This window comes from Sphingomicrobium sediminis (genome assembly GCF_023805295.1).
GTDB lineage: Bacteria > Pseudomonadota > Alphaproteobacteria > Sphingomonadales > Sphingomonadaceae > Sphingomicrobium > Sphingomicrobium sediminis.
In genome coordinates, this window is the sequence record NZ_JAMSHT010000001.1 from 965,733 (window position 1) to 990,852 (window position 25,120).

Annotated in this window: 24 protein-coding genes; 12 read left to right on the forward strand and 12 right to left on the reverse strand. The window is 62.3% G+C overall.

Annotation, left to right across the window (positions count from 1 at the left end; translation table 11 throughout):
- Nucleotides 1-10 precede the first annotated feature (10 nt).
- The 5 genes from NDO55_RS04875 to NDO55_RS04895 form a co-directional block, all read right to left on the reverse strand.
- A complete protein-coding gene (locus tag NDO55_RS04875; RefSeq protein WP_252112960.1) occupies nt 11-424 on the reverse strand; it encodes a DUF3617 domain-containing protein in 414 nt (137 codons plus the stop codon).
- 60 nt (nt 425-484) lie between these two features.
- Nucleotides 485-1,402 (reverse strand): Hsp33 family molecular chaperone HslO, encoded by a 918-nt coding sequence (hslO, locus tag NDO55_RS04880; protein ID WP_252112962.1) that lies wholly within the window; start codon nt 1,400-1,402, stop codon nt 485-487.
- Complete coding sequence (locus NDO55_RS04885) at nt 1,402-2,595, reverse strand: aspartate aminotransferase family protein (protein ID WP_252112964.1); 1,194 nt, start codon at nt 2,593-2,595, stop codon at nt 1,402-1,404. Before NDO55_RS04885 ends, hslO begins: the two co-directional genes overlap by 1 nt.
- 174 nt (nt 2,596-2,769) lie before the next feature.
- Complete coding sequence (locus tag NDO55_RS04890) at nt 2,770-3,354, reverse strand: hypothetical protein (RefSeq protein ID WP_252112966.1); 585 nt, start codon at nt 3,352-3,354, stop codon at nt 2,770-2,772.
- Between the two features lie 129 nt (nt 3,355-3,483).
- Nucleotides 3,484-4,287 carry an ABC transporter permease gene (locus NDO55_RS04895; protein WP_252112968.1) on the reverse strand — a complete coding sequence of 268 codons (804 nt, stop codon included), beginning with the start codon at nt 4,285-4,287 and terminating at the stop codon, nt 3,484-3,486.
- Nucleotides 4,288-4,375: 88 nt separating this feature from the next.
- On the opposite strand from NDO55_RS04895, the gene NDO55_RS04900 reads away from it, so the two are divergent.
- Entirely contained in the window at nt 4,376-5,092 is a 717-nt protein-coding gene (locus NDO55_RS04900) for a GcrA family cell cycle regulator (protein WP_252112970.1), read from the forward strand.
- 56 nt (nt 5,093-5,148) lie between these two features.
- On the opposite strand, the gene NDO55_RS04905 is transcribed toward NDO55_RS04900, so the two are convergent.
- From NDO55_RS04905 to NDO55_RS04915, 3 genes are all read right to left on the reverse strand, one after another.
- Nucleotides 5,149-6,096, reverse strand: a complete 948-nt coding sequence (locus tag NDO55_RS04905; RefSeq protein ID WP_252112972.1) for a S41 family peptidase — start codon at nt 6,094-6,096, stop codon at nt 5,149-5,151.
- Nucleotides 6,097-6,221: 125 nt separating this feature from the next.
- Nucleotides 6,222-6,731, reverse strand: coding sequence for a MarR family winged helix-turn-helix transcriptional regulator (locus NDO55_RS04910; protein WP_252112974.1), 510 nt, complete (start codon nt 6,729-6,731; stop codon nt 6,222-6,224).
- Between the two features lie 108 nt (nt 6,732-6,839).
- Nucleotides 6,840-7,397 carry a hypothetical protein gene (locus NDO55_RS04915; RefSeq protein ID WP_252112977.1) on the reverse strand — a complete coding sequence of 186 codons (558 nt, stop codon included), beginning with the start codon at nt 7,395-7,397 and terminating at the stop codon, nt 6,840-6,842.
- A 154-nt stretch (nt 7,398-7,551) separates the two neighbouring features.
- On the opposite strand from NDO55_RS04915, the gene parE reads away from it, so the two are divergent.
- From parE to rimO, 4 genes are all read left to right on the forward strand, one after another.
- Nucleotides 7,552-9,543 (forward strand): DNA topoisomerase IV subunit B, encoded by a 1,992-nt coding sequence (gene parE / locus NDO55_RS04920; protein ID WP_252112979.1) that lies wholly within the window; start codon nt 7,552-7,554, stop codon nt 9,541-9,543.
- Nucleotides 9,544-9,592: 49 nt separating this feature from the next.
- Nucleotides 9,593-10,636 (forward strand): potassium channel family protein, encoded by a 1,044-nt coding sequence (locus NDO55_RS04925; protein WP_252112981.1) that lies wholly within the window; start codon nt 9,593-9,595, stop codon nt 10,634-10,636.
- Between the two features lie 113 nt (nt 10,637-10,749).
- Nucleotides 10,750-12,279, forward strand: a complete 1,530-nt coding sequence (locus NDO55_RS04930; protein WP_252112983.1) for a DUF1963 domain-containing protein — start codon at nt 10,750-10,752, stop codon at nt 12,277-12,279.
- A 45-nt stretch (nt 12,280-12,324) separates the two neighbouring features.
- Nucleotides 12,325-13,680 carry a 30S ribosomal protein S12 methylthiotransferase RimO gene (gene rimO / locus NDO55_RS04935; RefSeq protein ID WP_252112985.1) on the forward strand — a complete coding sequence of 452 codons (1,356 nt, stop codon included), beginning with the start codon at nt 12,325-12,327 and terminating at the stop codon, nt 13,678-13,680.
- A 2-nt stretch (nt 13,681-13,682) separates the two neighbouring features.
- On the opposite strand, the gene NDO55_RS04940 is transcribed toward rimO, so the two are convergent.
- On the reverse strand, nt 13,683-15,131 hold the full coding sequence (locus NDO55_RS04940) for a serine hydrolase domain-containing protein (RefSeq protein WP_252112987.1): 1,449 nt from the start codon (nt 15,129-15,131) through the stop codon (nt 13,683-13,685).
- Nucleotides 15,132-15,230: 99 nt separating this feature from the next.
- Between NDO55_RS04940 and NDO55_RS04945 the strand changes: the two genes are divergently transcribed.
- The 5 genes from NDO55_RS04945 (at nt 15,231) to NDO55_RS04965 (ending at nt 19,414) form a co-directional block, all read left to right on the forward strand.
- Nucleotides 15,231-15,842: a winged helix-turn-helix domain-containing protein gene (locus NDO55_RS04945; protein ID WP_252112989.1), complete on the forward strand. Its 612-nt coding sequence runs from the start codon at nt 15,231-15,233 to the stop codon at nt 15,840-15,842.
- 34 nt (nt 15,843-15,876) lie between these two features.
- A complete protein-coding gene (locus NDO55_RS04950; protein WP_252115540.1) occupies nt 15,877-17,211 on the forward strand; it encodes a M24 family metallopeptidase in 1,335 nt (444 codons plus the stop codon).
- Nucleotides 17,212-17,243: 32 nt separating this feature from the next.
- Nucleotides 17,244-18,632 carry a leucyl aminopeptidase family protein gene (locus tag NDO55_RS04955; RefSeq protein WP_252112991.1) on the forward strand — a complete coding sequence of 463 codons (1,389 nt, stop codon included), beginning with the start codon at nt 17,244-17,246 and terminating at the stop codon, nt 18,630-18,632.
- Between the two features lie 133 nt (nt 18,633-18,765).
- Nucleotides 18,766-19,113 carry a MarR family transcriptional regulator gene (locus NDO55_RS04960; RefSeq protein ID WP_252112993.1) on the forward strand — a complete coding sequence of 116 codons (348 nt, stop codon included), beginning with the start codon at nt 18,766-18,768 and terminating at the stop codon, nt 19,111-19,113.
- Between the two features lie 64 nt (nt 19,114-19,177).
- Complete coding sequence (locus tag NDO55_RS04965) at nt 19,178-19,414, forward strand: SH3 domain-containing protein (RefSeq protein ID WP_252112995.1); 237 nt, start codon at nt 19,178-19,180, stop codon at nt 19,412-19,414.
- Between the two features lie 3 nt (nt 19,415-19,417).
- Here NDO55_RS04965 and mltG read toward each other — a convergent pair whose 3' ends face one another.
- From mltG to NDO55_RS04980, 3 genes are all read right to left on the reverse strand, one after another.
- Nucleotides 19,418-20,380 (reverse strand): endolytic transglycosylase MltG, encoded by a 963-nt coding sequence (gene mltG / locus NDO55_RS04970; RefSeq protein WP_252112997.1) that lies wholly within the window; start codon nt 20,378-20,380, stop codon nt 19,418-19,420.
- Nucleotides 20,381-20,384: 4 nt separating this feature from the next.
- The gene (gene fabF, locus NDO55_RS04975; protein WP_252112999.1) at nt 20,385-21,641 is read right to left on the reverse strand and encodes a beta-ketoacyl-ACP synthase II; all 1,257 of its coding nucleotides are present in this window, start codon (nt 21,639-21,641) and stop codon (nt 20,385-20,387) included.
- Between the two features lie 93 nt (nt 21,642-21,734).
- Nucleotides 21,735-21,971 (reverse strand): acyl carrier protein, encoded by a 237-nt coding sequence (locus NDO55_RS04980; protein WP_252113001.1) that lies wholly within the window; start codon nt 21,969-21,971, stop codon nt 21,735-21,737.
- Nucleotides 21,972-22,066: 95 nt separating this feature from the next.
- On the opposite strand from NDO55_RS04980, the gene NDO55_RS04985 reads away from it, so the two are divergent.
- Together NDO55_RS04985 and NDO55_RS04990 are read left to right on the forward strand one after the other, a co-directional pair.
- Nucleotides 22,067-22,540 (forward strand): vgr related protein, encoded by a 474-nt coding sequence (locus tag NDO55_RS04985; protein WP_252113003.1) that lies wholly within the window; start codon nt 22,067-22,069, stop codon nt 22,538-22,540.
- Between the two features lie 117 nt (nt 22,541-22,657).
- Complete coding sequence (locus NDO55_RS04990) at nt 22,658-25,087, forward strand: TonB-dependent receptor (protein WP_252113005.1); 2,430 nt, start codon at nt 22,658-22,660, stop codon at nt 25,085-25,087.
- Nucleotides 25,088-25,120 lie beyond the last annotated feature (33 nt).

The following is a 25,120-nucleotide window of genomic DNA, read 5'->3' on the forward strand; positions in this document are numbered from 1 at the left end:
CGCGACAAGCTTAACAGGCGCGCAGGCGGCGGGCGAGATAGGTCCGGTTGAAGGGGCGACCGTTATGGATGCCCTGCGTCGACAGGCGCAGCGACCGCGGCGTGACGACCTCGACCTCGGTGCTGCCGAAGCCGCCCTCGGTGCAGGTATAGCGCACCAAGGCAGTCTGGCCGCGTTCGGACACGGTCATGCGCGTGCACTGGTTGCTGCGGTGGGTATATTGCGCGAGCAACGACACGTCGCGCAGGCAAAGGCGCTGCGCGCGGGCGTCGCTGCCAGGGATGGTCACTTCCCACAATCCGGGCTCGACCGGGTCGAGAATGCGCGGCGGGGGGCCGTGCTGGTCGGACACCGACGCACTCAGCCCGCCAGCGCCCAGCGCCAGCACCACTGCTCCAATCGTCGATGTTATTGCACGTTTCATCGCAGCCTTCCTACGGGAGGTACAATGAATATAAGCTAAACAGGTTCCTTTTCAGGACCTTTATTCGTCGTTTGTCGACGCTTTTGGCGGCTTGATCGGAAAGCTGGTCGCGCAAAATGCGCAGTCGACGCGGATGAACCCGTCATCGGCCACCATCTCGTCCTGTTCCTCGGGCGGGAAGCGGGCAATGACGCTGGCGATATAGTCGGGGCTGCAGCGGCAACCCTTGCTGAGCGCGATCGGCGTCAGCGTGCGCACTTCGTCTTCTTCGTGGAACAGGCGCCACAAAAGCTGGTCGAGCGGCAGCTCGGTATCGACCAGTTCCTCATCCTTTACCGACCCCGCAAGGATCGCGACGTGCGGCCAGTCGGGATGGTCCAGCTTGGTATGCAGGCGCTCGCGGCCTTCTTCGCCTTCAGGCAGGTGCTGGAACATGAGCCCGCCGACGACCCAGCCCTCGTCCTTTTGCGCGGCATGGATGCGCACCAGCGACGGGATCTGCTCGGACTGGGCGAAATAGCTTTCCGCCGCCTCGGCGATCGAATTGCCTTCGATGGGTGCGATGCCCTGGTACCGCTCCTTGCGCTTGGGCTGGTCGAAAGTGATCGCCAGATAGCCCTTGCCGAACAAGGCGAAGAGCGTCGGGTCGGCAGGCGCTTCGGCGAACTTGGCAGGGTCATATTTGATATGCCCGCGCAATTCGCCGCCGACATAGTCGCACACCATGAGGTCGATGACCCCGTTTTCGGTCTGGGCCTGGAGCGTCAGCTGGCCCGTCTCGTCTTTGAGCAGCGCGCCCAACAACGCCGTCAGGCCGAGCGCCTCCGCCAGCAGCCGCTCGAGCACCGGCGGATAGTCGTGCGGCGCTAGGATCGCATCGATCGACTGGTCAAGGCGCACGAGCCGCCCGCGCGCACCGCGCGTCGGCAGCATCGCGCCAAGGACGACATCTTTCGAGAGTTGGGTGTTATCGGCCATCAGGCGGGTTCGGGGATCTCGTAATCGGCCGCGGCCGCCGACAACGTGTCGACGAATTCGCGGATATGCTCATCGGTGATGTTCAGCGGCGGCAGGACGCGCATGACATTGTCGCCCGCAGCAACCGCCAGCAGGCCGCGCCCGCGCAGCCAGCCGACAAAGGCACGGCTGACGACCTTGTCGGTCATCTTCACGCCGAGCATCAGCCCCATGCCGCGCACGCTTTCGAACATGTCGGGGTGGTTGCCGATCATCTGTTCGAGCGCACCGCGCAGGCGATCGCCGGTCGCTTTGACGCCTTCGAGGAATTCGGGCTCGGCAACGACATCGAGCACGGCTTCGCACGCCGCCATGGCAAGCGGGTTGCCGCCATAGGTCGAGCCGTGCGTGCCGAACACCATGCCCTTGGCCGCTTCTTCGGTGGCGAGGCAGGCCCCCATCGGGAAACCGCCGCCCAGACCCTTGGCCGAGGCCAGCACGTCGGGAACGATGCCATATTGCTCGTAAGCATAGAGCGTGCCGGTGCGCGCGACGCCGCACTGCACTTCGTCGAGGCCGAGCAGCAGGCCATGCTTGTCGCAAAGCTCGCGAAGGCCGGTCATAAACTCCTGGCTTGCGGGACGGATACCGCCCTCGCCCTGCACCGGCTCGACGATGAAGCCGGCGGTGCGATCGGTGATCGCCGCTTCGGCAGCTTCGAGATTATCGAACTCGACATAGGTGAAGCCCGGCAGCAAAGGCTCGAACCCGTCATGCAGCTTTTCCTGGTTGGCTGCCGAGATGGTCGCCATCGTGCGGCCGTGGAAAGCATTTTTAAAGGTGATGATTTCTTTTCGGTGCGGATTGCCGTCCGCGACGTGGAAGCGGCGGATCGTCTTGATCATGCATTCCACGCTCTCGGCGCCCGAATTGGTGAAGAAGACGGTGTCCGCAAACGTCAGGTCGACCAGACGCTGCGCCAGATGCTCACCCTGCGGCGAGCCGTAAAGGTTCGACACATGCATTAGCTTGGCCGCTTGGTCCTGGATCGTCTTGGTGAGATGCGGATGATTGTGGCCCAGCAGGTTCACCGCAATGCCGCTTGCGAAATCCAGATACTTCTCGCCGCCTTCGCCATAGAGATAGGGCCCCTCGCCCTTGACCGGCCGGACTTCGCAACGCGGGTAGACCGGCATGAGCGGCGTGATCGTCATCTTCAAACTTCTCCTGAATCCTTTTGGCGGCGGCCCATCGGGCATCTCCCGCATCCCTCTCACATGTGGGCACCCCTAACGCCAAAGAAAAGGCGCCGCCACCCATATCAGGGTGCGGCGCCTTTCCTTGGGGCAGATCGCCAGGGGGCATGGCAATGCTGCGGGGACTAGAACTTAATCATCCCAATCGTCGTCATCGCGGTCACGGCGATCGTATCGGTAATCGCGATTGTAACGGCGGTCGTTCCAGCGACGGTCGTTTTCCCAACGATTGTCATCATTCCAGTAACGGTCGCGGTCGCCGCGATAGCCGTAGCCGTAATTACCCCAGCGACGGCCGTCACGCAGGTCGCGCTGGATGTCGCGGCGCAGGTTGCGGATGCCGCGCACGGCGCTGCGATATTCGCCGCGGTTGAGACCGCGATAGGCCATCCGGTCGATCCGCTCGTGCAGGCGATAGGCCTTGCGCGTCAGGTTACGCGCTTCACGGTTGCTGATCGCGCCGGTGCGGTCGAAATGGCGGATGTCGCGGCGCATCTGCGCAACGCGGCTCTGCAGTTCGCGGACCTTGCCGTAGGCGAAGTGACGCTGGCCGCCATAATAGCCGCGGTCACCGTAATAGCCGCGATCGCCATAATAGCCTCGGTCCTGTCCGACGCTGACGTTGATATCCACCTTGGGCCGCGCCTCGGCCGCCGCGGGAACCGCGACGAGAGAGGCGCCGACGAGAGCGGTGGTTGCGAGGATCATTTTACGCATGCCCTAATACTCCTTCTTGGCACTTTTGATGCGACCAAGCTGGGGCATCGCCAATGTGTCGGCGCTGAATATGTATGTAAGAAATTGTTCAGGCAGGCGCCCGCGGCTGAAAACCGCGACTTTCGCGGCCTAATTCTTGATTTTCCACCCGCTCGCCAGCAGCCGGTAGCATAGGCCGAACAGGATGAAGTTCAGGATTGCGAGCAGGATCGCACCGATCATGACGGGCGAGTCGGCGACTCCAATGAAGCCGTACCGGAAACCCGAAATGACATAGAAGACGGGGTTGGCAAGGCTCACCGCCTGGAAGGTCTCGCTCAGCGCCTCGATCGAATAGAAAGTGCCCGAGAGCAAGGCGAGCGGCGCGACGACGAAGTTGGTGACCATCGCGGCATGGTCGAACTTCTCTGCCCACACCGAAGTGAGGACACCAAGAAAGCTCAGCAGCAATGCGCCCATCAGGCCGAAATAGAGCACCACCAGCAGGTTCTGCGGCATCACGTCGACACCCGGCCACAGCAACATGACCAGCCAGACCGCACCGCCAACGAAGAAGGCGCGGGTCACCGAGGCGGCGACAATCCCCGCCACCAATTCGCCGATCGACAGCGGCGGCATCAGATAATCGACGATCGTCCCCTGGATCTTGCCGACCAGCAGCGAGAAGCTCGCATTGGCGAACGCCGCCTGGATCATCCCCATGACGATAAGGCCGGGAGCGAGGAATTCCGCGAACGGTACACCCATCAATTCGCGCCCGCCGCGCCCCAACGCGACGGTGAAGATGACCAGATAGAGCAAGGTCGTGACCGCCGGACCCCAAACAGTTTGCAGCTGGACCTTGAAGAAACGCCTCACCTCCTTGATATAGAGCGTGCGTAGACCGCCCCAATTGACGGTGCCGAGGATCGGCTCGCCATATGGAGCGTTCATCCAGGAAGAATTAGGGCTGTTCGGATCAGGTTCGGACATGGGAGCCTCGCTACTAAGGCTGCTGCCCAAACACAATGCGGAGTGAAAATTGAGCTGGACCGACGAACGGATCGAACGGCTGAAAACGATGTGGGCCGAGGGCAAGACGGCTAGCCAGATCGCCGAGGACCTTGGCGGCGTGAGCCGCAATGCGGTGATCGGCAAGGCGCATCGCCTTGGCCTTGAATCGCGCCCCTCGCCTGTGAAAGCCGGCGACAAGAAAAAGAAGGCTGCGGCCAAGAAGCCTGCAGCGAAGAAGGCCGCGCCCAAGAAAAAGGCAGCGCCAAAGAAGGCAGCGCCCGCCAAGAAGGCGGCAGCGCCTGCGGCTGCGGAAAAGCCCAAGGCCGCGCCCAAAGCGGATCCCAAGCCCGCGCCGGCCAAGGCCGATGCCAAGGCGGATGACAAGAAAGCCGACGCGCCCAACGACAAGACCCAGTATCGCTCGATCGGCCCCGGTGGCTTCGTGCGTCAGGGCCCCTCGGACCAGCAGGCCCCGATCCCGCCCGCGCCCCCGCGCCGCCTGATCCCGGCCAAGCCGAGCGAGGAAGTGGCCGACAAGACCAGCCTGCTCGACCTCAACGAGCGCATCTGCCGCTGGCCGATGGGTCATCCGGGCGAGCCCGACTTCCATTTCTGCGGCGAGAAGTCGAACCCGGGCTTCCCCTATTGCGTCGAACATTGCGGCGTCGCCTATCAGGCGCAGCTGCCGCGCCGCGACCGCAAACCCCCGCCCCCGCTGCCCTTCGGCGGCCCGCGGGTTCGCTAAACGAACGAAAAGCCCCGGAGCGAACCTCCGGGGCTTTTTTCAAGGCCGGCGCTGCTCTAGTCGTCTAGAGCCAGCGCCCCAAGGACATGTTCCAGCGCTTTTTCCGGTTCGACGACGATATCAGGCTTGACGCCGGTGCCTTCCCAGCTCTCACCCGTATCGGGATCGAATGTTCGGCCAGCCGGTACGAAGGCGCGAAAGCCGTTGCCAAGGGGAATGAGCCCCCCGAAATGTGCAGCGCCTTTGGTCGCACTACCCACGAGCGTAGCCCTTCCGGTCCGCTTGAGTGCCAGTGCAAAGTGCTCGGCCGCCGATCCGGTGTCTTCGGAAATCAGCACGAATAACCGCGCATCCGCCAAAGCAGGCTGCGTTGCAGGATGCACTTCGTGCTGCAACCGCACGAGTTCGGGCGAACTGTCGACACGACGCAGGTTCGGCCCTGCGCGGAATGGCCCGCCTTCACTGTCATAGATGGTCCGCCGGACCTCCATCACCAGCAGCGCCTGCGTTTCAGTGAACAGGTGTGGGAAGAGGAAGTCCATCTCGGCAAGGCCACCGCCGCGATTCTGGCGCAGGTCGATCACAAGTCCACGTGCGGCCTCGCCGCTTTCGACGAGAGTGGCCAATCGTCCCATAGTCGGCGGATCGCCCCATAGCGAATCAAGCCGCAGATAGGCGACACCCGGTGCGAGATTGCGAACTTCGCGCAATCCGCTGGGCGGGGCAGCGGGAGGGGGTCCCGACGGCCCTTCGGCGAACGCAGCGCCCGACGGCTCAACCTCGATGCGGAGATGTCCGTCCGCATGAATCGCTTGCAGTTTTTCGGTGATCGCTTCCGCAAAAGCTTGGTCAGATAGCGCCGCATCTTGGGAGCCCGACGCAAGATCACGCAGATGGTCCGCATACTCGTGACCAATCTTCGGAAATACGTAGAGCTGCTCGAGCATGTCGGCGAGCCGCAACAGCGCCTCCGATCTTACCTCTTTCGGATCATGTTCGCTCATTGACGGGGCGTTTGCTTCCGCGACTGCATCGGACCCGAGTGACGAACATGCAGATAAAGCGAGAAATCCGGATAGGCTAATCAAAGTTGTCCGTCCGAGGCGGCGCAAAAGGGCGTTCGTCCCGATCATGATACCGTACCCAGCCCTTTCGCCCCAACGCCAAGAATATCGACGTTCTCGAACCGGTCATCGAAGCCGGCTCGCGATAGTGCCTTGATGGCGCGCTCCAATGCGGCAAGGAGATTGCAGTCAATCTCGCGAAATAGTTCGCGGTTCACCGTGATTGCATCTTCCATAAGCGCATTGAGCAAGTTCCATTGTTCTTCGCCCTTTGAGGTCAGACGATATTCGGTACGACGCCGGTCGGACGGATCTTCCTCTGCCTCAAGCAGTCGCATCTTGCGAAGTTTCTGAATTCGCTGGGCCACCAACTGGTGCGGCTGGCCAAGCTGGCGAGAAAGGTCGGATATGGCTTTCCGTTGCCCGGGAGCGATTGCTTGGAGTGTAGAGGATCCCTCGACCGGAATCACCAAACCGCGTCTGCGGTAAACATGGAACATCTGGTCATGCGAGAGGCTCAGCAAGTCCTGCAAGCGTTTGCCAAGGTAGGCTTCGTGAAAACCGAATTTGCTCATGCGCAATATCTCCGCTATCAATTGCGCAACTAATAGCGGAGATATTCGCGAGTCAATGTTTTCTATATAATTCTCGGTCTAGCCGAGGGCTCATAACGACGCCCTGTCTCATTCGTAGTCAGCCTCTTCGATGCGGACCATCAGGTGTGCATAGGGCGTGTCTTTCCACATGACGTAGACCGGAGCCGACGTATCGTTGGTCATGTCCGCATACATGGCCGGGTCGGGCAGGATGATCATCATGTGCGGGCCATCCTTGATCCACATATTGTCCTCGGTCGGCTCGCTCGCCATCGGGTCGAGATTGCTGACGCCGGGCGTGTCGCCTTCGCCTGCCAGCATGTAGGAGACGCCGAAGCTGCCGGTCGGGAAAGGCTCGCCCGACATCATCGCGCCCAATGCCGCCATCCAGGTCGCATCGTTGCACATGGCGCCCATCGCGCCTTCGGGCAGGCAGGTCCAGCCGTTCGACCCTTCGCGCAGCACGTTGCCTTCGCCATCGAGCACGGTCGCACCATCGGTCACCGAGGCCGGTCCGGCCGACAGCGCGCTTTCGATCATCTTGTCCTTGTGATGGTCGAGGCCCGATCCATGGGCGATCGCCACGCCAGCCGACAAGGTCGCGGCAGCCAGGCCGCCCGCCATGAGCTTCATGTTGTTCATCATGTGTCCCTCCTGAGCGCTGGTCGCGCGGCCATTCACGCACGGCGCGAGGCTACTGGCTGCTCGCCAGACTTCAGGGCAGCCCGCATCGCATAGCAGATTGCCGTGCGGTTGTCGCTTGGCAGGGCGGCACGCTCGCCCCTATACCGTTCGCAATATGTCCAACGAACTGTTCGATTCCGCACCCGACCCCAAAACCTCGTCCGATTATGACGCCAGCGCCATCGAGGTGCTGGAGGGTCTGGAGCCGGTGCGTCGCCGGCCCGGCATGTATATTGGCGGCACCGATGCGCGCGCGCTGCATCACCTCGCCGCAGAAGTCCTCGACAACTCGATGGACGAAGCCGTTGCGGGTCATGCCAACCGCATCGAGATCGAGCTGGAGGAAGGCAACCGCCTGACCATCGCCGACAATGGCCGTGGCATCCCCATCGACCCGCACCCCAAGTTTAAGGACAAGTCGGCGCTCGAGGTGATCCTCACCACGCTCCACTCGGGTGGCAAGTTCGAGGGCAAAGCCTACGCGACGAGCGGCGGCCTGCACGGCGTCGGGGTCAGCGTCGTCAACGCACTGTCGACCGAGACCGTCGTCGAAGTCGCCCGCGACAAGAAGGTCTACCGCCAGACCTTCGCCAAGGGCCATGCGACTTCGAAGCTGGAGGAAGTCGGCGCGGCGCCTAACCGGCGCGGGACCAAGGTCACCTTCACGCCCGACCCCGAAATCTTCGGCGCGGATGCCAAATATAATCCCAAGCGCCTCCACGACCTCGCCCGCTCCAAGGCCTATCTCTATGGCGGCGTCGAGATACGCTGGAAGTGCGCGCCCAGCCTCGCCAGCGATGAGGTCCCGGAAAGCGCGGTCTTCAAGTTCGACAACGGCCTTGCCGACCATCTCGAAGAAATGCTCGCCGATCGCGGGACGGTCACCTCGCCGCCTTTCACCGGCAAGCAGGATTTCCCCGACGACCAGGGCCGCTGCGAATGGGCGATCGCCTGGCCGCTCTGGACCGACGGCTACCAGCGTTATTACTGCAACACGATCCCGACGCCCGATGGCGGGACGCATGAGGCCGGCCTTCGCGCCGCGCTGACCAAGGGCCTGCGCGCTTTTGGCGAACTGGTGAACGAGAAGAAGGCCGCCAAGATCAACGCCGATGATGTGTTCGGTGGGATCGAATGTATGCTCAGCGTCTTCATCCGCGATCCGCATTTCCAGTCGCAAACCAAGGATCGCCTGACTTCGACCGAAGCCGCGCGCTTCGTCGAGAATGCGGTGCGCGATCATTTCGATCATTATCTCGCCGACAATATGGACCGCGGCCGCGCGTTGCTGGGCGCCGTCATCGAGCGGATGGACGAGCGCATGAAGCGCAAGGCCGAGCGCGAGGTGAAGCGCAAGACTGCCACCAGCGCCAAGAAACTCCGCTTGCCGGGCAAGCTCACCGACTGCGCCAATGCGGGCGGCGAGGATGGCGATACCGAACTCTTCATCGTCGAAGGGGATTCGGCGGGCGGCAGCGCCAAGCAGGCGCGCAACCGCAAGACGCAGGCCATCCTTCCCATTCGCGGCAAGATCCTCAACGTCGCCAGCGCCACCAAGGAAAAGATCCGCGCCAATGCCGAGATTTCCGACCTTGGTCTCGCGCTCGGCACCGGCTTTCGCGATCAGTATGACGATGACCAGCTCAGATACGACAAGATCATCATCATGACCGACGCGGATGTCGACGGCGCGCATATCGCGACGCTTTTGATGACGTTTTTCTTCCAGGAAATGCCCGAACTGGTGAAGGGCGGTCGCCTCTATCTTGCCCAGCCGCCGCTCTATCGCATCACCGCCGGCTCCAAGTCGGCCTATGCCCGCGACGATGCGCATCTGCGCGAGCTCAAGGAAACCGAATTCAAGGGCAAGAAGGTCGATGTCGGCCGCTTCAAGGGCCTCGGCGAAATGAACCCCAACCAATTGAAGGAAACGACGATGGACCCGGCCAGCCGGAGCCTCATCCGCATCACCCTGCCGCCCGAATATCAGGACCAGCAGGGTGCGCGCGACATGGTCGAGCGGCTGATGGGCAAGAAGCCCGAGCATCGTTTCGAGTTCATTCAGGCCGAAGCAGCGGGCCTCGATGAAGACGCGATCGACGCGTGAAGTCGCGCAAAACCTTTTATTCGCCCCAAAAGGCCCCTAAATAGCGGCGATGGAACGCAAGCCGCGTCTCGGATCGCAAATCCCTCTCCTGCGCCAGAAGAGCCCGCTCTCGGGCTGGGCGCAGTTCGGGATTCGCGTCGGCCTCCTCTTCGCCCTGCTCGCCTTCATCGTGGCGGTGCACTGGATCGACCGCGAGAGCTTCGTCGACAGCGTCGATGGCGAGATCAGCTTTGCCGACGTCATCTACTTTACGATGATCTCGGCGACGACGACCGGCTATGGCGACATCGTGCCCGTGACCGAGGAGGCGCGCCTGTTCGACGCCCTCGTCGTCACCCCTGCGCGCATCTTCTTCATCTTGATCCTGGCGGGCACCGCCTACACCTTCGTGATCAAGCGAACCTGGGACACCTATCTCATGCGACGTCTACAACGCACACTTTCCGGCCACATCGTCGTTGCCGGCTATGGCACATCGGGCGGCGAGGCGGTCGACGAACTGATCGCCCGCGGTGAAGACCCGCGCAAGATCGTCGTCATCGACCAGAATCCCGAGAGTATCGCCAAGGCCGAACGCTTGGGCTGCATCGTACTGCAGGCCGATGCCACGCGCGATGAAACCATGGAAGCGGTGCGCCTGCGTCAGGCCAATACGATGATCATTTCTGCGGGCCGTGACGACACCTCGATCCTCATCTGCCTCACCGCGCGGCATCTATGTCCCAAGCTGCATATCAGCCTTGCGGTACGCGCCGAGGATAACGAATTCCCCGCCCGCGCCGCCGGTGCCACGACGGTTATCAACCCGACCAGCTTTGCCGGCCTGCTGCTCGCCGGTTCGGCGCATGGCGCCGGCATTGCCGACTATCTTGCCGACCTCGCTTCGGCGACCGGTCGTGTGCGCCTGCACGAGCGCGAGATCGAGAATTTCGAAATCGGCAAGCCCCTGTCGGAAGTGGCCATCGGGCTTGGCGTGCGCATCCTTCGCAACAACAAGGCCATCGGCTTCTGGGAAGAAGGCGCGAAGAAGCTGGAGACCGGCGATCGCATCATCGAGATCATCCCGGGCTTTGCCTTCCCACCCTGTAACTAGCAAAAAAGCGGGAAAAAACGCCCCTAAGCGGCGGTAAACCCTTCCGAAACGATTTTGTCTGATCATTTCGCCTCAGAAAGATGGGGTGAACTGTGTTCAAGAACCTGTTGGGAATGGGCAAGAAATCTCCGGACGCCCAGTCCGAGGCGCCGCCGCTCGACCCGGTCGAGGAGCGCCTGGCGCGCCTGCGCGACCATGGCCAGCGCATGGCGAGCGAAGAGAAATACGCACCCCCTCCCCCCGTTCCGCCGAGCCCCGCCCGTCCGCAGCTTAAGGACGTGACCGACGAAGCGCCGGAACCTGTAGAAGAACGCGACGAGACCCCGCCGCAGGACAATGCCGTCCATGACCATCTCGAAGAGATTAAGGAACGGCTCCACGTCGAAGTCCCGGAGGCCGAAGTGGAAGAGCCCGTCGAGGCGGCAGCCCCCGCTCCGCCCCCGGCGCGTCCCAAGCGGCCCCACCCGGCGCTGCGCAAGGTTCGCAAGCAAGCCGTCATGTTCCGCCAGCACGTCCCGCCCAAGCATGAGGATACGCATCTTAGCTTCTGGGGCGGCTGTCCGCGCCTGCCCGAGAGCTTCGAATGGCCGACTTTCACCAAGCCCGACGGCACCAAGCGCGCGCTAAGCTTTGTCGGCCAGATCGACTGCAGCCAGCTTCCCGGTTCGGCAAGCTTCCAGCTTCTCCCCGAGACCGGCGTGCTCGCTTTCTTCATGGACCTGCACTGGGGCGCCTATTGGGAGTGGAAGGTCGTCCATGTCGACGGCGACACGGCCGAATTCGTCGAACTCGACGCCCCCTCCGCTCTGCCGCATCTCTATGACAGCAAGCTCGCCTGGGGCTGGCCGCGCCGCGACGAGGATTGGCCGCGCCTGCTGCCCAAATGGAGCTTCGATCCGGTAACGATCACCGCCAAGGACAGCGCCGACGCCGTCGACCCCGAAAAGGATCGCGAGCAATCCTTCTGGCCCGGCGCGATCGATCGCGACACGGCAGCCGAGGCGATTGCCGAATATGAAGCCGACCTCGATCAGGCGACCGATTTCGAGGTCAGCTACGACGACAAGAAGGCGCTTGAGCGCCCGTTCGAGGCCTTCCCGCAGGATTGGGACGCGATCCGTATCGCGCTCGGCCATCTCGAGCGTCACATTGCCGACCCTTATCGCAAGGGTACGCAGAAGGGCGACAAGGCGCTGACCGGCGACCTTACCGATTGGCGCCGCAAGGTCGAGCGCGCCGAAAAGGCCGAGCGCCCTCTATCGCGCACCATGTGCAACGATTTCTGGAAGATGCTGAAGAAGCATGACGGCCTTGTCGCGCCTTGCCTCTCGCAGATCGTGGTCGACAGCATCGAGGCGACGCTGGCCGCCGGCCATGCCGACAAACTGCCCGAGGAAGCGCTCGCCTACGTGCGCGCCCGACACCGCTTCAGCGCAGGTGACGAGCGCATGCTGTGCGCCCCCACCTTCGTCCAAATGGAGGCCGAAGAGCGCGTCGGCGAGTGGCTGCTGCTGCTTGAAATGGGCGCTAACCCGCCCATCGGCCACCACTTCGCCGAGGGCGTCTACCAGTTCTGGATCCGTCCCGAGGACTTGGCTGCCGGTAATTTCGACGCGGTCGAGCTCTCTGCCGAAGCCTATTAAGGCGCTGGATTTACGACGCGTTTGCCCTTAAGGGCAGCGCCAATCATGGCAACGCAAATTCCCTCTCCGCCCAAAGTGGGCATGGTCTCGCTCGGCTGTCCGAAGGCGCTCGTCGATTCAGAGCGCATCCTCACCAAGCTGCGCGCCGACGGCTATCAGATGAGCCCCGATTATGAGGGCGCCGACGTCGTGCTTGTGAACACTTGCGGCTTTCTCGATAGTGCCAAGGAAGAGAGCCTCGAGGCGATCGGCGAAGCGATGAATGAAAATGGCCGCGTCGTCGTCACCGGCTGCCTCGGCAACGAAGCCGAGCTCATCCGCGCCAAATATCCAAACGTCCTCGCGATCACCGGCCCGCAGCAATATGAGCAGGTGGTCGAGGCCGTGCACGACGCCGTGCCGCCGAGCGTGTCGCCCTATGTCGATCTCGTGCCGCAGCCTGAGACCAAGCTCACGCCGCGCCACTACAGCTATGTGAAGATTTCAGAGGGCTGCAACCATCGCTGCGCCTTCTGCATCATCCCCTCGATCCGCGGCGACCTTGCCAGCCGCCGCCCCGATGCAGTGCTGCGCGAAGCCGAAAAGCTGGTCGCTGCGGGCACCAAGGAATTGCTGATCATCAGCCAGGATACGAGCGCTTACGGCCTCGACCTCAAGCACCAGGCCTGGCCGTGGAAGGATGGCGAGGTCCGCGCGCACATGACCGCCCTTGCCGAGCGGCTTGGCGAGCTGCGCACGCCCGAGGGCGAACAGCCCTGGGTGCGGCTCCACTATGTCTACCCCTACCCCCATGTCGACCGGGTCATCCCGCTCATGGCCGAGGGCAAATTGACCCCCTATCTCGACATCCCCTTCCAGCATGCCGCCCCGTCGGTGCTGAAGGCAATGAAGCGCCCGGCCAATGAGGCCAAGGTGCTCGAGCGACTCAAGGCATGGCGCGACATCTGTCCCGACATTGCGGTACGTTCCAGCTTCGTCGTGGGCTTCCCCGGCGAGACAGAAGCGGACTTCGAATATCTCCTCGAATGGCTCACCGAAGCGCAACTCGACCGCGTCGGCGCTTTCCGTTTCGAACCCGTCGAGGGCGCCGAAGCCAACGCCTTCCCGGGCGCCGTGCCCGAAGAGGTGAAGGAAGAACGCTACGCCCGCATCATGGAGCATTGCGCCAAGATCAGCGCGGCCAAGCTGCAGGCCAAGATCGGCAAAGATATCGACATCATCGTCGATGCGGTGGACGCGGAAACCGGCGGCGCCACCGGCCGCAGCAAGGCCGACGCCCCCGAAATCGACGGCGAAGTCCACCTGCGCGATGCGGGTCACTTGAACGTCGGCGACTTCGCCCGCGTCCATGTCGAGGATGCCGACGAGCATGACCTGTTCGGGGTGCCGCTAGACGCTTAGCACTACTCGACTGCAATCCCGCGCAGTTTGAGCATGCCATCCTCTTCGGCGTGGAAGAGAACGAGCATGAGCGGCGGCTGGCCATCGGCGACCAGGCGCAGGCGGATCGCCTCCTCATCCTCGGCGACGGCGGCGATCGACCTGCCCCCGATATCGTCGCGCAGCATGGGATATTGAGCGACATGCTCGTCGACCGGCATCAGGTCGAGCAGCTTGGAGAACATGCGCGTCTCCACAAAGCCGCGCCATGCTTCCTCGTTTTCGTTCACGACGCCGAGAAAGTCGGCAGCCAGCGCACCGGCTGGCGTAGCTGGCAACTCACTCGTCTCGGCCATTTCGGTGTCCGCTTCGGGCGATGCGAACCCGAGCTCCGAACCCGTTGCCGCGCCCAACAATGGACCGAATGCATCATCGATGGAGACGGGACCACCATTGCGATGCACGACGATCGTCATGCCGCTGTCAAGGAAGGTCCACCATTCGGTCTGGAAGGCCGGATTGCCGCCATTGTGCCATAGCGCCGGCCCAAGCGCGCCAAGCTCCTGATTGACGATCCCAAAGCCGTAGTCCGAGCCACCACCCGGTTCTTCGACACGCGGCTGCAGCCAGATATTGGCAACTTGCGGATCGAGCCCGCCCGCAGCAATGCCCTGACCGAGGTTGAGCAAATCGCGGGCCGAGGAAACCAGGCCGCCATTGCCGACCAGCGCCCAGCTGATCGGGTCCAATTCGCCCCACGAGGCTTCATCCATGGTGCCATATCGGTCGCTGGCATCCGCGCGCGAGGGATCGAAGGCCATCCGATAACCGGTCGACTCGATCCCGAGCGGCTTGAGCACATCCTCGACCAGATAGGCCTCGTAGGACTTGCCAGTAATATCCTCGATTATCGCCGCCACGAGCGAGAAGCCGGTGTTCGAATAATAGTAGCGGCTGCCGGGAGCGGAATTGAGTGGTTCGGCGAACACGGCCGAAAGCATCTGCTCCCGGGACTGGGGCTGGCGGTCGGCACCATGTCCCGGGCCGAAGCCGGCCATATGTGTCAGGAGCTGGTGCACCGTGATGCTCGCTTTGTCCGCGGGCACATTCTCGAAAAAGGCGGAAAGCGTTGCATCGGGGTCGAGCCTGCCTTCGGCCATCAGCTTCGATGCGGCCAGTCCTGTCAGCGGTTTCGTGATCGAACCGATATCGAATTGGGTATCGAGCGTATACGGTATCTCTTCGCCCGGCCTTGCCGATCCGGCACTCACGATCATCGGTTCGCGATCATGCATCGCAATCGCTACGAAACCCGAAAAGCCCTCAGCCTCCAATGCCTGCATTGCCACAGCCAGTGACGCGGCAATGTCGCGCGCCTCCTGCGACGCTTCGGTCTCGCTGCCCGATGCAGCGCAAGCCGGCGATGTGGTTGCCAGCAAGGCGGCAAGGGCGATGGTGATTGGACGACGCATGATATTTCCTTCCGGTTGACGTTTGGCAAAATCGGAGGTCACCTTGCGCGCAAGGGACATCACCTGTCCTGACCAGAGGATTTCGAAAGGTTTCGTGAGATGGCCGGCCTGCCGCTCAAGAGTGATGCGTTCAAGATCGGTTCGGCTGTTTACCGACCGGCCGACCGCGTGGTCGTCCATGATGGTCGAGAGCAACGCCTGGAACCGCGCATTGCAGCGCTGCTGGACATCCTCGCCGCCCATCCCGGCACAATTCTGGCTCGTGATCGCCTGCTCGACGATGTCTGGGGCGACGAAGGCAGCGACGAGGCGCTAACCCAGGCCATATCAAAGCTGCGCCAGGTCCTAGGTGATCGATCGCTGGTGCGGACCGAGCCGCGAAAGGGGTATTCGCTGACGGTCGAGCCGACGCCTCATTCAACGCAGATTGCCGAACCAGCGCCAGCCGCAGCGAAATCGCAGGCTGCAGCGGCGAACCCGGCACGCCTCGTCAGGGTCGCCTTTGCCAGCGGCATTGCGATCGGGCTGCTCGTTGCTGCGCTGGTCGCGGCCTTGATGTGGCCCAAGACCGTCACCGAATTCGAATCCGTCACCGAGTTCGAACCGGTCACCGAGTTTGACGAACAGGGCGACCTGCCTGCATCGCGCACGGTCCGCTGCGTCGGTGACACGCCCGAAGACTGCGAAGATATGATCGAAACCGAAGAATAAGTTTTGAGAACGGGGGATTGATTTCGTGACATTGATGCTTGCTGCGGCGCTGGCCGCTTCCCAGCCGCCCATGCCGCCTATCCTGCCGATGTCGCAGACCGAACAAGTCGCGCCCGACATGCCGGCCATCCTCCCGCTACGCGAGCGAGCCGAACTGATCGACGCCATTCTCGAGGAGCGGCTCGACACGATCATTCCGATGATCATGCGCGAACAGGGGATCGACATGTGGATCCTCATGAGCCGCGAATATTTCGAAGATCCGGTGACCGCCTCGATGCTCGATGCCAACAGCTTTTCGGCGCGGCGGCAGACGATCCTCGTTTTCCATGATCCGGGCGAGGGTCAGGACATCGAGCGGCTGACCGTCAGCCGCTACGGCCTTGCCGGCCTGTTCGAACCGAGCTGGGACCCCGCCGAAGAGCCTGACCAGTGGCGCGCCGTCGCGAAGATCATCGCCGAGCGCGATCCCGACCAGATTGCGATCAACTATTCGGACCTCAAGGCGTTCGGCGACGGCATGACGCTCTCGCAGTATCGCCTGATGATGGACAAGCTTATGCCGCGCTATCGCGAGCGCATCGTCTCGGGCGAGACCCTGTCGATCCGCTGGCTCGAAGAGCGCACGCCGACCGAACTCGGTATCTATCCCGGCATCGTCCGGATTGCCCATGCCATTATCGGCGAGGCACTATCCAACCATGTCATCACCCCCGGCGAGACCACCGCCGACGATGTCCGCTGGTGGATGCGAGAACGGGTCAGCGAGCTTGGGCTCAAGGTCTGGTTCCACCCCTCGATCGGGATTCAGCGCGAAGGCGAGGAAGGCATGCTGAGCGGCGATACTGTGATCATGCCGGGCGACCTTCTCTGGACCGATTTCGGCATCACCTATCTGCGCCTCAACACCGATACGCAGCATCTCGCTTATGTCCTCAAGCCCGGCGAGACGGAGGCACCTGAGGGTATTCGCGCAGGCCTCGCCGCGACCAATCGCGTCGGCGACATCCTCACCGACGCCTTCGAGGCCGGCAAGGACGGCAACGAAATCCTCTTCGCCGCCCGCGAGCGCGCGCTGGCAGAAGGCTTCGACCCCAGCCTCTATTCGCACCCGATCGGCCTGCACGGCCACGGTGCGGGCACGGCCGTCGGCTTCTGGGATAATCAGGAAGGCGATCCGCGCAGCGAATATGTGCTGCGCGCCAACACCGCTTGGTCGATCGAATTCACGACCTACAATGCGGTCCCCGAATGGGGCGGCCAAGTGCTCGACTTCCGCAGCGAGGAAGATGCTTTCTTCGACGGCGAGAGCGTGCGCTATTTCGACGGGCGCCAGACCGAGCTGCACCTCATTGCCTCTGCCCCTTGAACCCACCGCCTCCGCCATCCATTGAATAGGGCATGACCAAACTTCTTGCCGCCGACAAAGGCCAATCCGCCCACGATATCCATCTCATCGACGAGGCCTCTTTCGAGGATTGGAAGAAAAGCCAGCCCCAGCGCATCCGGACGCTCGTCGAGGCGCGGCGGATGGACGGCAAGACGGGCTATGCCCACACCACCCTGCCCGGCGAGAGCGACGATGACTGGTCGATCGTCACGACGGTGGCCAATGTCGATGAATTGTCGCCCTGGTGCCTAGCCAAGGTGGCGGCCGATCTGCCCGAGGGGACCTATCGCCTCGCCAATGGCCGCAAGCCGGGGCCAGCCAAGCTCGGCTGGATCCTCGCCCAGCATCGTTTCAGCCCCTATCTTTCCGATTATCAGCCGCAGGGCCCGCGCGTCCTGCTGACCCCCGAACCCGCCGGCATCGACGCGGCAGCGCGTGCTGCCGAAGCCACCATCCTCGTTCGCGACATGGTCGACACCCCGCCTGAAGATATGGGGCCGGCTGAAATCGAGAAGGAAGTCGAGAAGGTCGCCAAGCGCTACGATGCCAAGGTCACGACGACCAAGGGCGATGCGCTTGAACAGGGCTACCCGATGATCCATTCCGTCGGTCGCGCGGCCGCTCGAAGCCATGCACCGCGTCTCGTCGAACTCACCTGGGGCGATCCCGGCAAGCCGCGCCTTGCCATTGTCGGCAAGGGCGTCAGCTTTGACAGCGGCGGCCTCGACATCAAGTCGTCCAAGGGCATGGCGCTCATGAAAAAGGATATGGGCGGCGCCGCGCATGCCATCGCGCTGGCGCAGATGGTCATGGATGCGCGCCTGCCGGTCCATCTCCACCTGCTCGTGCCGACGGTTGAGAATGCGATTGCCGGTAATGCCTTCCGCCCCGGTGACGTCCTCAAGAGTCGCAAGGGGATAACGGTCGAGATCGACAATACCGATGCCGAAGGCCGCCTCATCCTTGGCGATGCCTTGCACAAGGCTGGCGAGGACGAGCCCGACCTCATCGTCGACTTCGCGACCCTCACCGGCGCCGCACGCGTCGCGCTCGGTCCCGACCTGCCGGTCATGTTCGCCAATGATGACGCCATGGCCGATTCGCTGGAGAAAAGCGGAGCCTCAGTGGGCGACCCCTTGTGGCGACTGCCGCTATGGAACGGCTATGACGACATGCTGAAATCGCAATTGGCCGACATGGTCAATTCGGGCGGCAGCGGTTTTGCAGGGTCCATCACGGCTGCCTTGTTCCTTCGTCGCTTCGTGCCCGAAAATACCGACTGGGTGCATTTCGATACGTTCGCCTGGCGCCCCGCCGCCAAGCCCGGCCGTCCCAAGGGCGGAGAGGCGCTCGGCCTGCGGGCGACCTTCGCCATGCTGGAGGCTCGATACGGACTTTAGCCCGTATCGGCTTATTTTCCTCAAAAAATTGCGGTTTTTTTGAAACCATTGCGTCGCCCGTAGGTTGCCAAGTCATTGTGCCCGTAACCAAAAATCGGGGGACTTAATGGCAGACCTATCGCTGGCTAGTTGGATGCGTACTCTCATCGGGTATGTCCACTCGGGTTCGCCCGATCTCACCAACCGTCAGATGGCGCTGCTGCTTGTCGTTTATTTAACCCCCGGTCCGCATACTGTGCGCGGGTTGGCCGAAACGCTAGGCGTCTCCAAGCCGGTCGTGACCAGAGCCTTGAATACGCTGGGCGGCCTCGGCTATCTCCGCCGTGAACGCGACCAGGACGACCGACGCAACATCTTCGTCGTTCGCACCAATGACGGGACAGAATTCCTTGAAGACTTCCGACAACTCTTCAAATCAGCAGGGACAGGCAACGTCCGCAGAATCGACGAACGCGCGCCCGCACTTGCCGCCACAAATTAGATCGTTTGCGCTGACCGGCACCTCCAACCCGCCGGACCCTGCCACCCATGCCTTCCGCAAGGATTTGGCCGACGTCGCCCTCGCCGGGCGCGTCATAGCGTCGCATTATGCCCTGCCCGTCGAACGCGAACTGCATCGCGATGCAAAGCTTCGCGTCGAGCCCGGCAAGGACAGCGAAGTGATCGCCGACCTCGATGCAGGTGCACCCTTCTGGCTGCTCGACAGTCGTGGTGGCTGGTCATGGGGCTATGGCGGCCCGGACAAACGCGTCGGCTACGTCTCCGAAGAAGCGCTTCTCTAAAAGCTAGATACCGCGTTCGGCGCGGATCGCACGCCATCTGCGGACATTCTCGTTATGCTCTTCGAGCGTGCGCGCAAAGACGTGCCCGCCCGTGCCATCGGCGACATAATAGAGCGCTTCGGTGTCCGCAGGGTCCAGTACCGCGCGGATGCTTTCGATTCCCGGATTGGTGATTGGCCCGACCGGCAGCCCCGTAATCGCCCGTGTATTATAGGGATTCGGATCGTCCAGTTCGCTGCGCCGGATCTGGCGGCCGAGCGGGCGGCCCTGCGTGATCGGATAGATGGTGGTCGCATCTGCACCGAGCATCATGCCCTGCCGGATGCGGTTGGACAGCACGCCCGCCACCATGCGCCGCTCGTCGGCCTGCGCCGTTTCCTTTTCGACGATCGAGGCGAGGATGATCGCTTCGCGCGGGCTGGTCACGACCGCGTTTTCGCTTCGCTGCGGCCAAAGCTCGGCGATCGCTTCGTCCATGGCCGCCTGCATACGCTCGACCAGTTCGGCGCGGGTTTCGCCTCGCTGATAGCTGTACGTGTCGGGAAGCAGGCTCCCTTCCTCGGGAAGCGGCGTGTCGCCTTCCAACAGGATGGCGGCATCGATCCGCTCCTGCACCAATACCGAGGGCATGCCTTCGGGGATGGTGACGAAGCGCTGCACCGCCTTCCCATTCTGCAGGATGTCGAGGATCTGCGCCGCGCTGGCACCCGGCGGGATCGTAAACTCCCCGGCCTGAATGGGTTCGTTGCCGCCCAAGACGCGTGCGCCGAGGCGCCACAGCGAGGGCGACAGCTTGATCTGGTCATTCTCCGCCAATTGCTGGCCGAGCGCGCCAATGCCCGTCCCTTCAGTAACGATGATGCCAGTTTCTTCTTCGGTAGGACCGTTGCCCCACCAGCCATAAGCGACGAATGCGGCGGCGGCCCCTGCCAGGATCAGCAGGACGAGAAGAAAGCGGCGGATCATTGGGCTAGATCGCCTTGACGATCAGGCTGGCATTGGTGCCGCCAAAACCGAAGCTGTTATTGAGGCAGGCTTTCACTTCCCGCTTCTTGGCTTCGAGCGGCACGAGGTCCACGCCCTCGGTCCCTTCGTCCGGATTATGGAGGTTGAGCGTCGGCGGGACGACCTGGTCGCGAATGGCGAGCATGCAGAAGATGCTCTCCACAGCGCCCGCGCCGCCAAGCAAGTGGCCGATGGCCGACTTGGTCGAGCTCATCGAGGCACCGCCGATATCGTCGCCGAACAGGCGCTTCACCGCGCCCAATTCGATCGTATCGGCCATGGTCGAGGTGCCGTGCGCGTTGATATAGTCGATGTCGCCCGGCTCCATGCCGGCCTTCTCGAGCGCGGCCTTCATCGAACGGAACGCGCCGTCACCCTCGGGGTGCGGGGCGGTCACGTGATAGGCATCGCCCGACATGCCGTAACCTACGACTTCGCAGTAAATCTTCGCACCGCGAGCCTTGGCATGCTCATATTCCTCGAGCACGACGACACCGGCGCCCTCGCCCATGACGAAGCCTTCGCGGTCCTTGTCATAGGGACGCGATGCCTCGGTCGGACGATCGTTGAAGCTGGTGTTCAAGGCGCGTGCCTGCGCGAAGCCGGCAATGCCGATCGGGCAGACCGTCGCTTCGGCGCCGCCCGCCAGCATGATGTCGGCATCATTGTCGCGGATCATGCGCGCGGCATCGCCGATCGAGTGGGCACCGGTCGAACAGGCCGTCACGACCGCATGGTTCGGACCCTGGAGGCCGTACTTGATCGAGACTTGGCCCGAGATGAGGTTGATGAGGCGACCATGCACGAAGTGCGGGCTGACACGGCCGGGGCCACGCTCATGTAGCACGAGGCTCTCGCTCTCGATGCCTGGAAGACCGCCAATGCCCGAACCGATCGAGCAACCGGCACGCAGCTTCATCTCGTCGGACATTTCTTCAAGGCCCGCATCCTCAATCGCCTGACCGGCGGCATCGATGCCATAGACGATGAAGGGATCGACCTGGCGCTGGACCTTGTGGTCGACACGCTTGTCGGGATCGAACCCGAATTTGTGATCCTTGTCCTTCACCTCGCAGGCGATGGTGCATTTCTGGTTCGAGGCATCGAACTTGGTGATCGGACCGGCGCCCGATTTGCCGGCAAGGATGTTGCTCCAGCTGGTTTCCACATCGCCGCCCAAGGGGGTGACGAGTCCAAGTCCGGTGACGACGACACGGCGCATAAAATTCTCCACAAATGACAAGGCCCGGCCCTCAACGATGAGGAACCGGGCCCTGCGCTTAGCTTCCCGGCCCCTCGAGGGGTCGGCGGGCGCTTAGCCCTTATTCTTCTCGATATAGTCGATCGCATCCTTGACGGTGCCGATGTCTTCGGCCGCATCGTCAGGGATTTCGACGCCAAATTCTTCTTCGAACGCCATGACCAGCTCGACGATGTCGAGGCTGTCAGCACCGAGATCATCGATGAAGCGGGCTTCCTCGGTGACCTTCTCGGCATCGACGCCAAGATGTTCAACGACGATCTTCTTCACCCGATCAGCAGTATCGCTCATGAAATATCCTCCAATTGATTTGCGCCTGCCCTAGCTTGTGGTTCGGGCCACGGCAAGCCTCGACGCGCAAGGCTTGCTTCCCTAAGGGAAGGTCCATGTCCGACCAACGCCCCCTGTCAGCAGGCGAAATCGAGCTGGCGCGTACCATATTTGGCGACGCGGTCGACTATTCAAGGGTCAAGCTGATTCGCCGCAAATGGGCGTTTTTCCAGCCTAAGGGCGTGGTCATGGCCCCCACTGGCAATATCCACTTCCATCCCGAGAGCGAGGCCTGGTCGGACGATTTCGCCAAGGAAAAGCTCTCGCGCCAGGGCCTGTTCGTCCACGAAATGACCCATGTCTGGCAGACCCAGCGCGGCGGAAAATGGTTTCTCCCGCTCATCCGTCACCCCTTCTGCCGCTATGGCTACGAATTGAAGGAGGGCCGCCCGTTCCTGCGCTACGGCATTGAGCAGCAAGCAGAAATCGTGCGCCACGCCTTCCTGTGGCGCAAAGGCGTCCAACTGGCCGGCAAGCCACCGCTCGAAGACCTCGAACCCCTGCTCCCCTTCGGCACCAAAAACGCCTGAATTCGGCAAAAAACCACTGTCACAAAAAAGCAACTGTCGGCTGAAGAACGTTGCGTCGCTCTTTATTAAAATGACGATTTGATTCACTCTTTTCGCATCACAATCAGGGGAATAGCGATGAAGAGACTTCGTCACGTGACAGCCACGTTCCTGGCAGGCACGGCGGGCATGGCCCTGCTGGCAAGCCCGGCGATGGCGCAATCCACCGAAGAAGCTGAGGCCCAGGAAGCCAACCAGCCCGATGATGACCAGCCCGAAGATGCGATCATCGTCACCGCGACCAAGCGTGCGGTCGATCTTCAGGACGTTCCGTTCTCCATCGGCGCACAGACGCAGCAGGACATCGAGCGCTCGAACGCCTCGACGGTCGAGGACCTGTCGCGCAACGTCGCCGGTCTCTCGATCCAAAACCTCGGACCGGGCCAGAGCCAGGTCTCCGTCCGCGGCGTCTCCGCCGGCCAGGTCGTGCGCGACCAGCCGGGCGTGAAGGAGCAGGTCGGCATCTATCTCGACGAAAGCGTGATCTCGCTCTCGCTGTTCACGCCCGACGTCGACCTGTTCGATCTCAATCGCGTGGAAACGCTGCGCGGGCCGCAGGGTACGCTGTTCGGTTCGGGTAGTGTCGGCGGCACACTGCGCTATATCACCAACCAGCCCGAACTCGGCGTCAGCCTCGGCATGATCGAGACCAACCTCAATGCGGCCGATGGCGGCGGCATTGGCGGGCACATGAAGGGCATGGCCAACATCCCGCTGGGCGAAGATCTCGCCGTGCGCGTGGTCGGCTATTATCAGGACTTCCCGGGCTTTATCGACGCTGTCGGTCCGGCGCAGGAAGACGACGTCAACCATGGCAGCCGCATCGGTGGCCGCCTTGCCCTCCTTTGGGAGCCCGATGACGGCGTGCGCATCACGCCGCGCATCATCTACCAAGAAATCGATACGGACGGCTTCAACCGCGCCGAGATTTACAATCTCTACGGAAATGCTTTCACAACACCTGCTGTGAACCTCGGCGATCGCGGCCAGTACTTGCTTCAGCAGGAAGGCTTCAAGGATGATTTCATGCTCGCCGACCTTACCGCCTCGTTCGATCTTGGCGGCGTCGAGCTGACCAGCGTCACCAGCTATACGGATCGCTCGATCCTCGTTTCGCGGGACGCGTCGGCTCTGACCGGATCTGTCTCGGTTGATATTCTTGTCGGCAACCTTGGCAGCGACGATGTAGTGAACCTGCCTTCAAACCTCCGCGACACCACGGAGCTAGAGCAGTGGACACAGGAAGTGCGCATTTCGTCGATAAACGACGGTCCATTCCAGTGGGTAATCGGCGGCTTCTATTCGGACACCAATCGCGTTTACATGCAACGACTGCCAACTCCCGGCTATGACTTCTACGTCGACGAGGCCTTCGGGGACGGCACTTCGGCAGCAGTTTCCAATAATCTCGCACCCATCGATAGTCCCTATGCTGCCGACATTCCGTACGACATCAAGCAGATCGCGGTCTTCGGTGAGGCCAGCTACAGCTTCGACCAGGTCACGGTAACTGCGGGTGCGCGTTACTATGACTTCGAGGAAGAGCGCGACTTCATCTCGGGCGGCCTGTTCTCCAATGGCGACAATGCCATTGGCGACACGACCTCGTCCGACGGTGTCAGTCCGCGTGTCATCGTGAGCTATGACGTCAACGAGGATCTCACCCTCAACCTGCAGGCTGCCAAGGGCTTCCGCCTTGGCGGCACCAACGATCCGCTCAACATCCCGCTCTGCACGGGCGGTGCGGATGGTCCCGACTTCGCGACCTTTGGTAATCGTCCCAACTATGAGGACGAGACGCTGTGGAACTACGAAGCGGGGATGAAATATTCGGCCAATGGTATCACGTTCAACGCGGCTGCCTTCTACACCGATATTTCGAACCTGCAGGTCACGGCCGATGCCGGCACCTGTTCGAGCCGCGTCGTCTTCAACGCGCCCAAGGCCCATACGCTGGGTGTCGAGGGCGAATTGTCGGCACGCGTCGGTCGCAATTTCGACCTCAGCGTGGCGGGTAGCTACGTGCAGGCCGAATTCGACGAGGACCTGCGCACCGCCGAAGGCGCGATCATCGCGGGAATCCGCGACGGCAACCGCCTCCCCTCGGTTCCGGAATTCCAGATTGCGGCCACCGCGAGCTATTCGGAACAAGTAAGCAACAATGCCGACGGCTATATCGCGGTGACCGTGCAGCATGTCGGTTCGCGCTACACTCAGCCAGGGGACCAAGAAGGCAATCCTGTGACATTCGCTCACGGTCTTCCCTTCAATGGTCAGGACGGCACCGAGACAACCACCGTCGATCTCGAACTGCCGGCTTACGAGCTAGTCGACATTTCGGCGGGTCTCGAGTTCGACAATGGCTTCGACCTCGTGTTTTACGTGAAGAACGTGCTCGACGAGACGCCGCTCCTGTCGTTCAACCGCGAACGCGGCGGGCGCGCCCGTCTGGCCTATCTGATCGGCCAGCCGCGCACCTACGGCGTGACGGTGCGCAAGCGCTTCTAAGCCTGCGCATCATCGATCCAATGGAAGGGCGGC

Excerpts from the sequence above, each read along its gene's own strand:
- NDO55_RS04875 (WP_252112960.1), bottom strand. The coding sequence starts at position 424 with ATGAAACGTGCAATAACATCGACGATTGGAGCAGTGGTGCTGGCGCTG.
- hslO (WP_252112962.1), bottom strand. The coding sequence starts at position 1,402 with ATGGCCGATAACACCCAACTCTCGAAAGATGTCGTCCTTGGCGCGATG.
- NDO55_RS04885 (WP_252112964.1), bottom strand. The coding sequence starts at position 2,595 with ATGACGATCACGCCGCTCATGCCGGTCTACCCGCGTTGCGAAGTCCGG.
- NDO55_RS04890 (WP_252112966.1), bottom strand. The coding sequence starts at position 3,354 with ATGCGTAAAATGATCCTCGCAACCACCGCTCTCGTCGGCGCCTCTCTC.
- NDO55_RS04895 (WP_252112968.1), bottom strand. The coding sequence starts at position 4,287 with ATGAACGCTCCATATGGCGAGCCGATCCTCGGCACCGTCAATTGGGGC.
- NDO55_RS04905 (WP_252112972.1), bottom strand. The coding sequence starts at position 6,096 with ATGAGCGAACATGATCCGAAAGAGGTAAGATCGGAGGCGCTGTTGCGG.
- NDO55_RS04910 (WP_252112974.1), bottom strand. The coding sequence starts at position 6,731 with ATGAGCAAATTCGGTTTTCACGAAGCCTACCTTGGCAAACGCTTGCAG.
- NDO55_RS04915 (WP_252112977.1), bottom strand. The coding sequence starts at position 7,397 with ATGATGAACAACATGAAGCTCATGGCGGGCGGCCTGGCTGCCGCGACC.
- parE (WP_252112979.1), top strand. The coding sequence starts at position 7,552 with ATGTCCAACGAACTGTTCGATTCCGCACCCGACCCCAAAACCTCGTCC.
- NDO55_RS04925 (WP_252112981.1), top strand. The coding sequence starts at position 9,593 with ATGGAACGCAAGCCGCGTCTCGGATCGCAAATCCCTCTCCTGCGCCAG.
- NDO55_RS04930 (WP_252112983.1), top strand. The coding sequence starts at position 10,750 with ATGGGCAAGAAATCTCCGGACGCCCAGTCCGAGGCGCCGCCGCTCGAC.
- rimO (WP_252112985.1), top strand. The coding sequence starts at position 12,325 with ATGGCAACGCAAATTCCCTCTCCGCCCAAAGTGGGCATGGTCTCGCTC.
- NDO55_RS04940 (WP_252112987.1), bottom strand. The coding sequence starts at position 15,131 with ATGCGTCGTCCAATCACCATCGCCCTTGCCGCCTTGCTGGCAACCACA.
- NDO55_RS04945 (WP_252112989.1), top strand. The coding sequence starts at position 15,231 with ATGGCCGGCCTGCCGCTCAAGAGTGATGCGTTCAAGATCGGTTCGGCT.
- NDO55_RS04950 (WP_252115540.1), top strand. The coding sequence starts at position 15,877 with ATGCTTGCTGCGGCGCTGGCCGCTTCCCAGCCGCCCATGCCGCCTATC.
- NDO55_RS04955 (WP_252112991.1), top strand. The coding sequence starts at position 17,244 with ATGACCAAACTTCTTGCCGCCGACAAAGGCCAATCCGCCCACGATATC.
- NDO55_RS04960 (WP_252112993.1), top strand. The coding sequence starts at position 18,766 with ATGCGTACTCTCATCGGGTATGTCCACTCGGGTTCGCCCGATCTCACC.
- mltG (WP_252112997.1), bottom strand. The coding sequence starts at position 20,380 with ATGATCCGCCGCTTTCTTCTCGTCCTGCTGATCCTGGCAGGGGCCGCC.
- fabF (WP_252112999.1), bottom strand. The coding sequence starts at position 21,641 with ATGCGCCGTGTCGTCGTCACCGGACTTGGACTCGTCACCCCCTTGGGC.
- NDO55_RS04980 (WP_252113001.1), bottom strand. The coding sequence starts at position 21,971 with ATGAGCGATACTGCTGATCGGGTGAAGAAGATCGTCGTTGAACATCTT.
- NDO55_RS04985 (WP_252113003.1), top strand. The coding sequence starts at position 22,067 with ATGTCCGACCAACGCCCCCTGTCAGCAGGCGAAATCGAGCTGGCGCGT.
- NDO55_RS04990 (WP_252113005.1), top strand. The coding sequence starts at position 22,658 with ATGAAGAGACTTCGTCACGTGACAGCCACGTTCCTGGCAGGCACGGCG.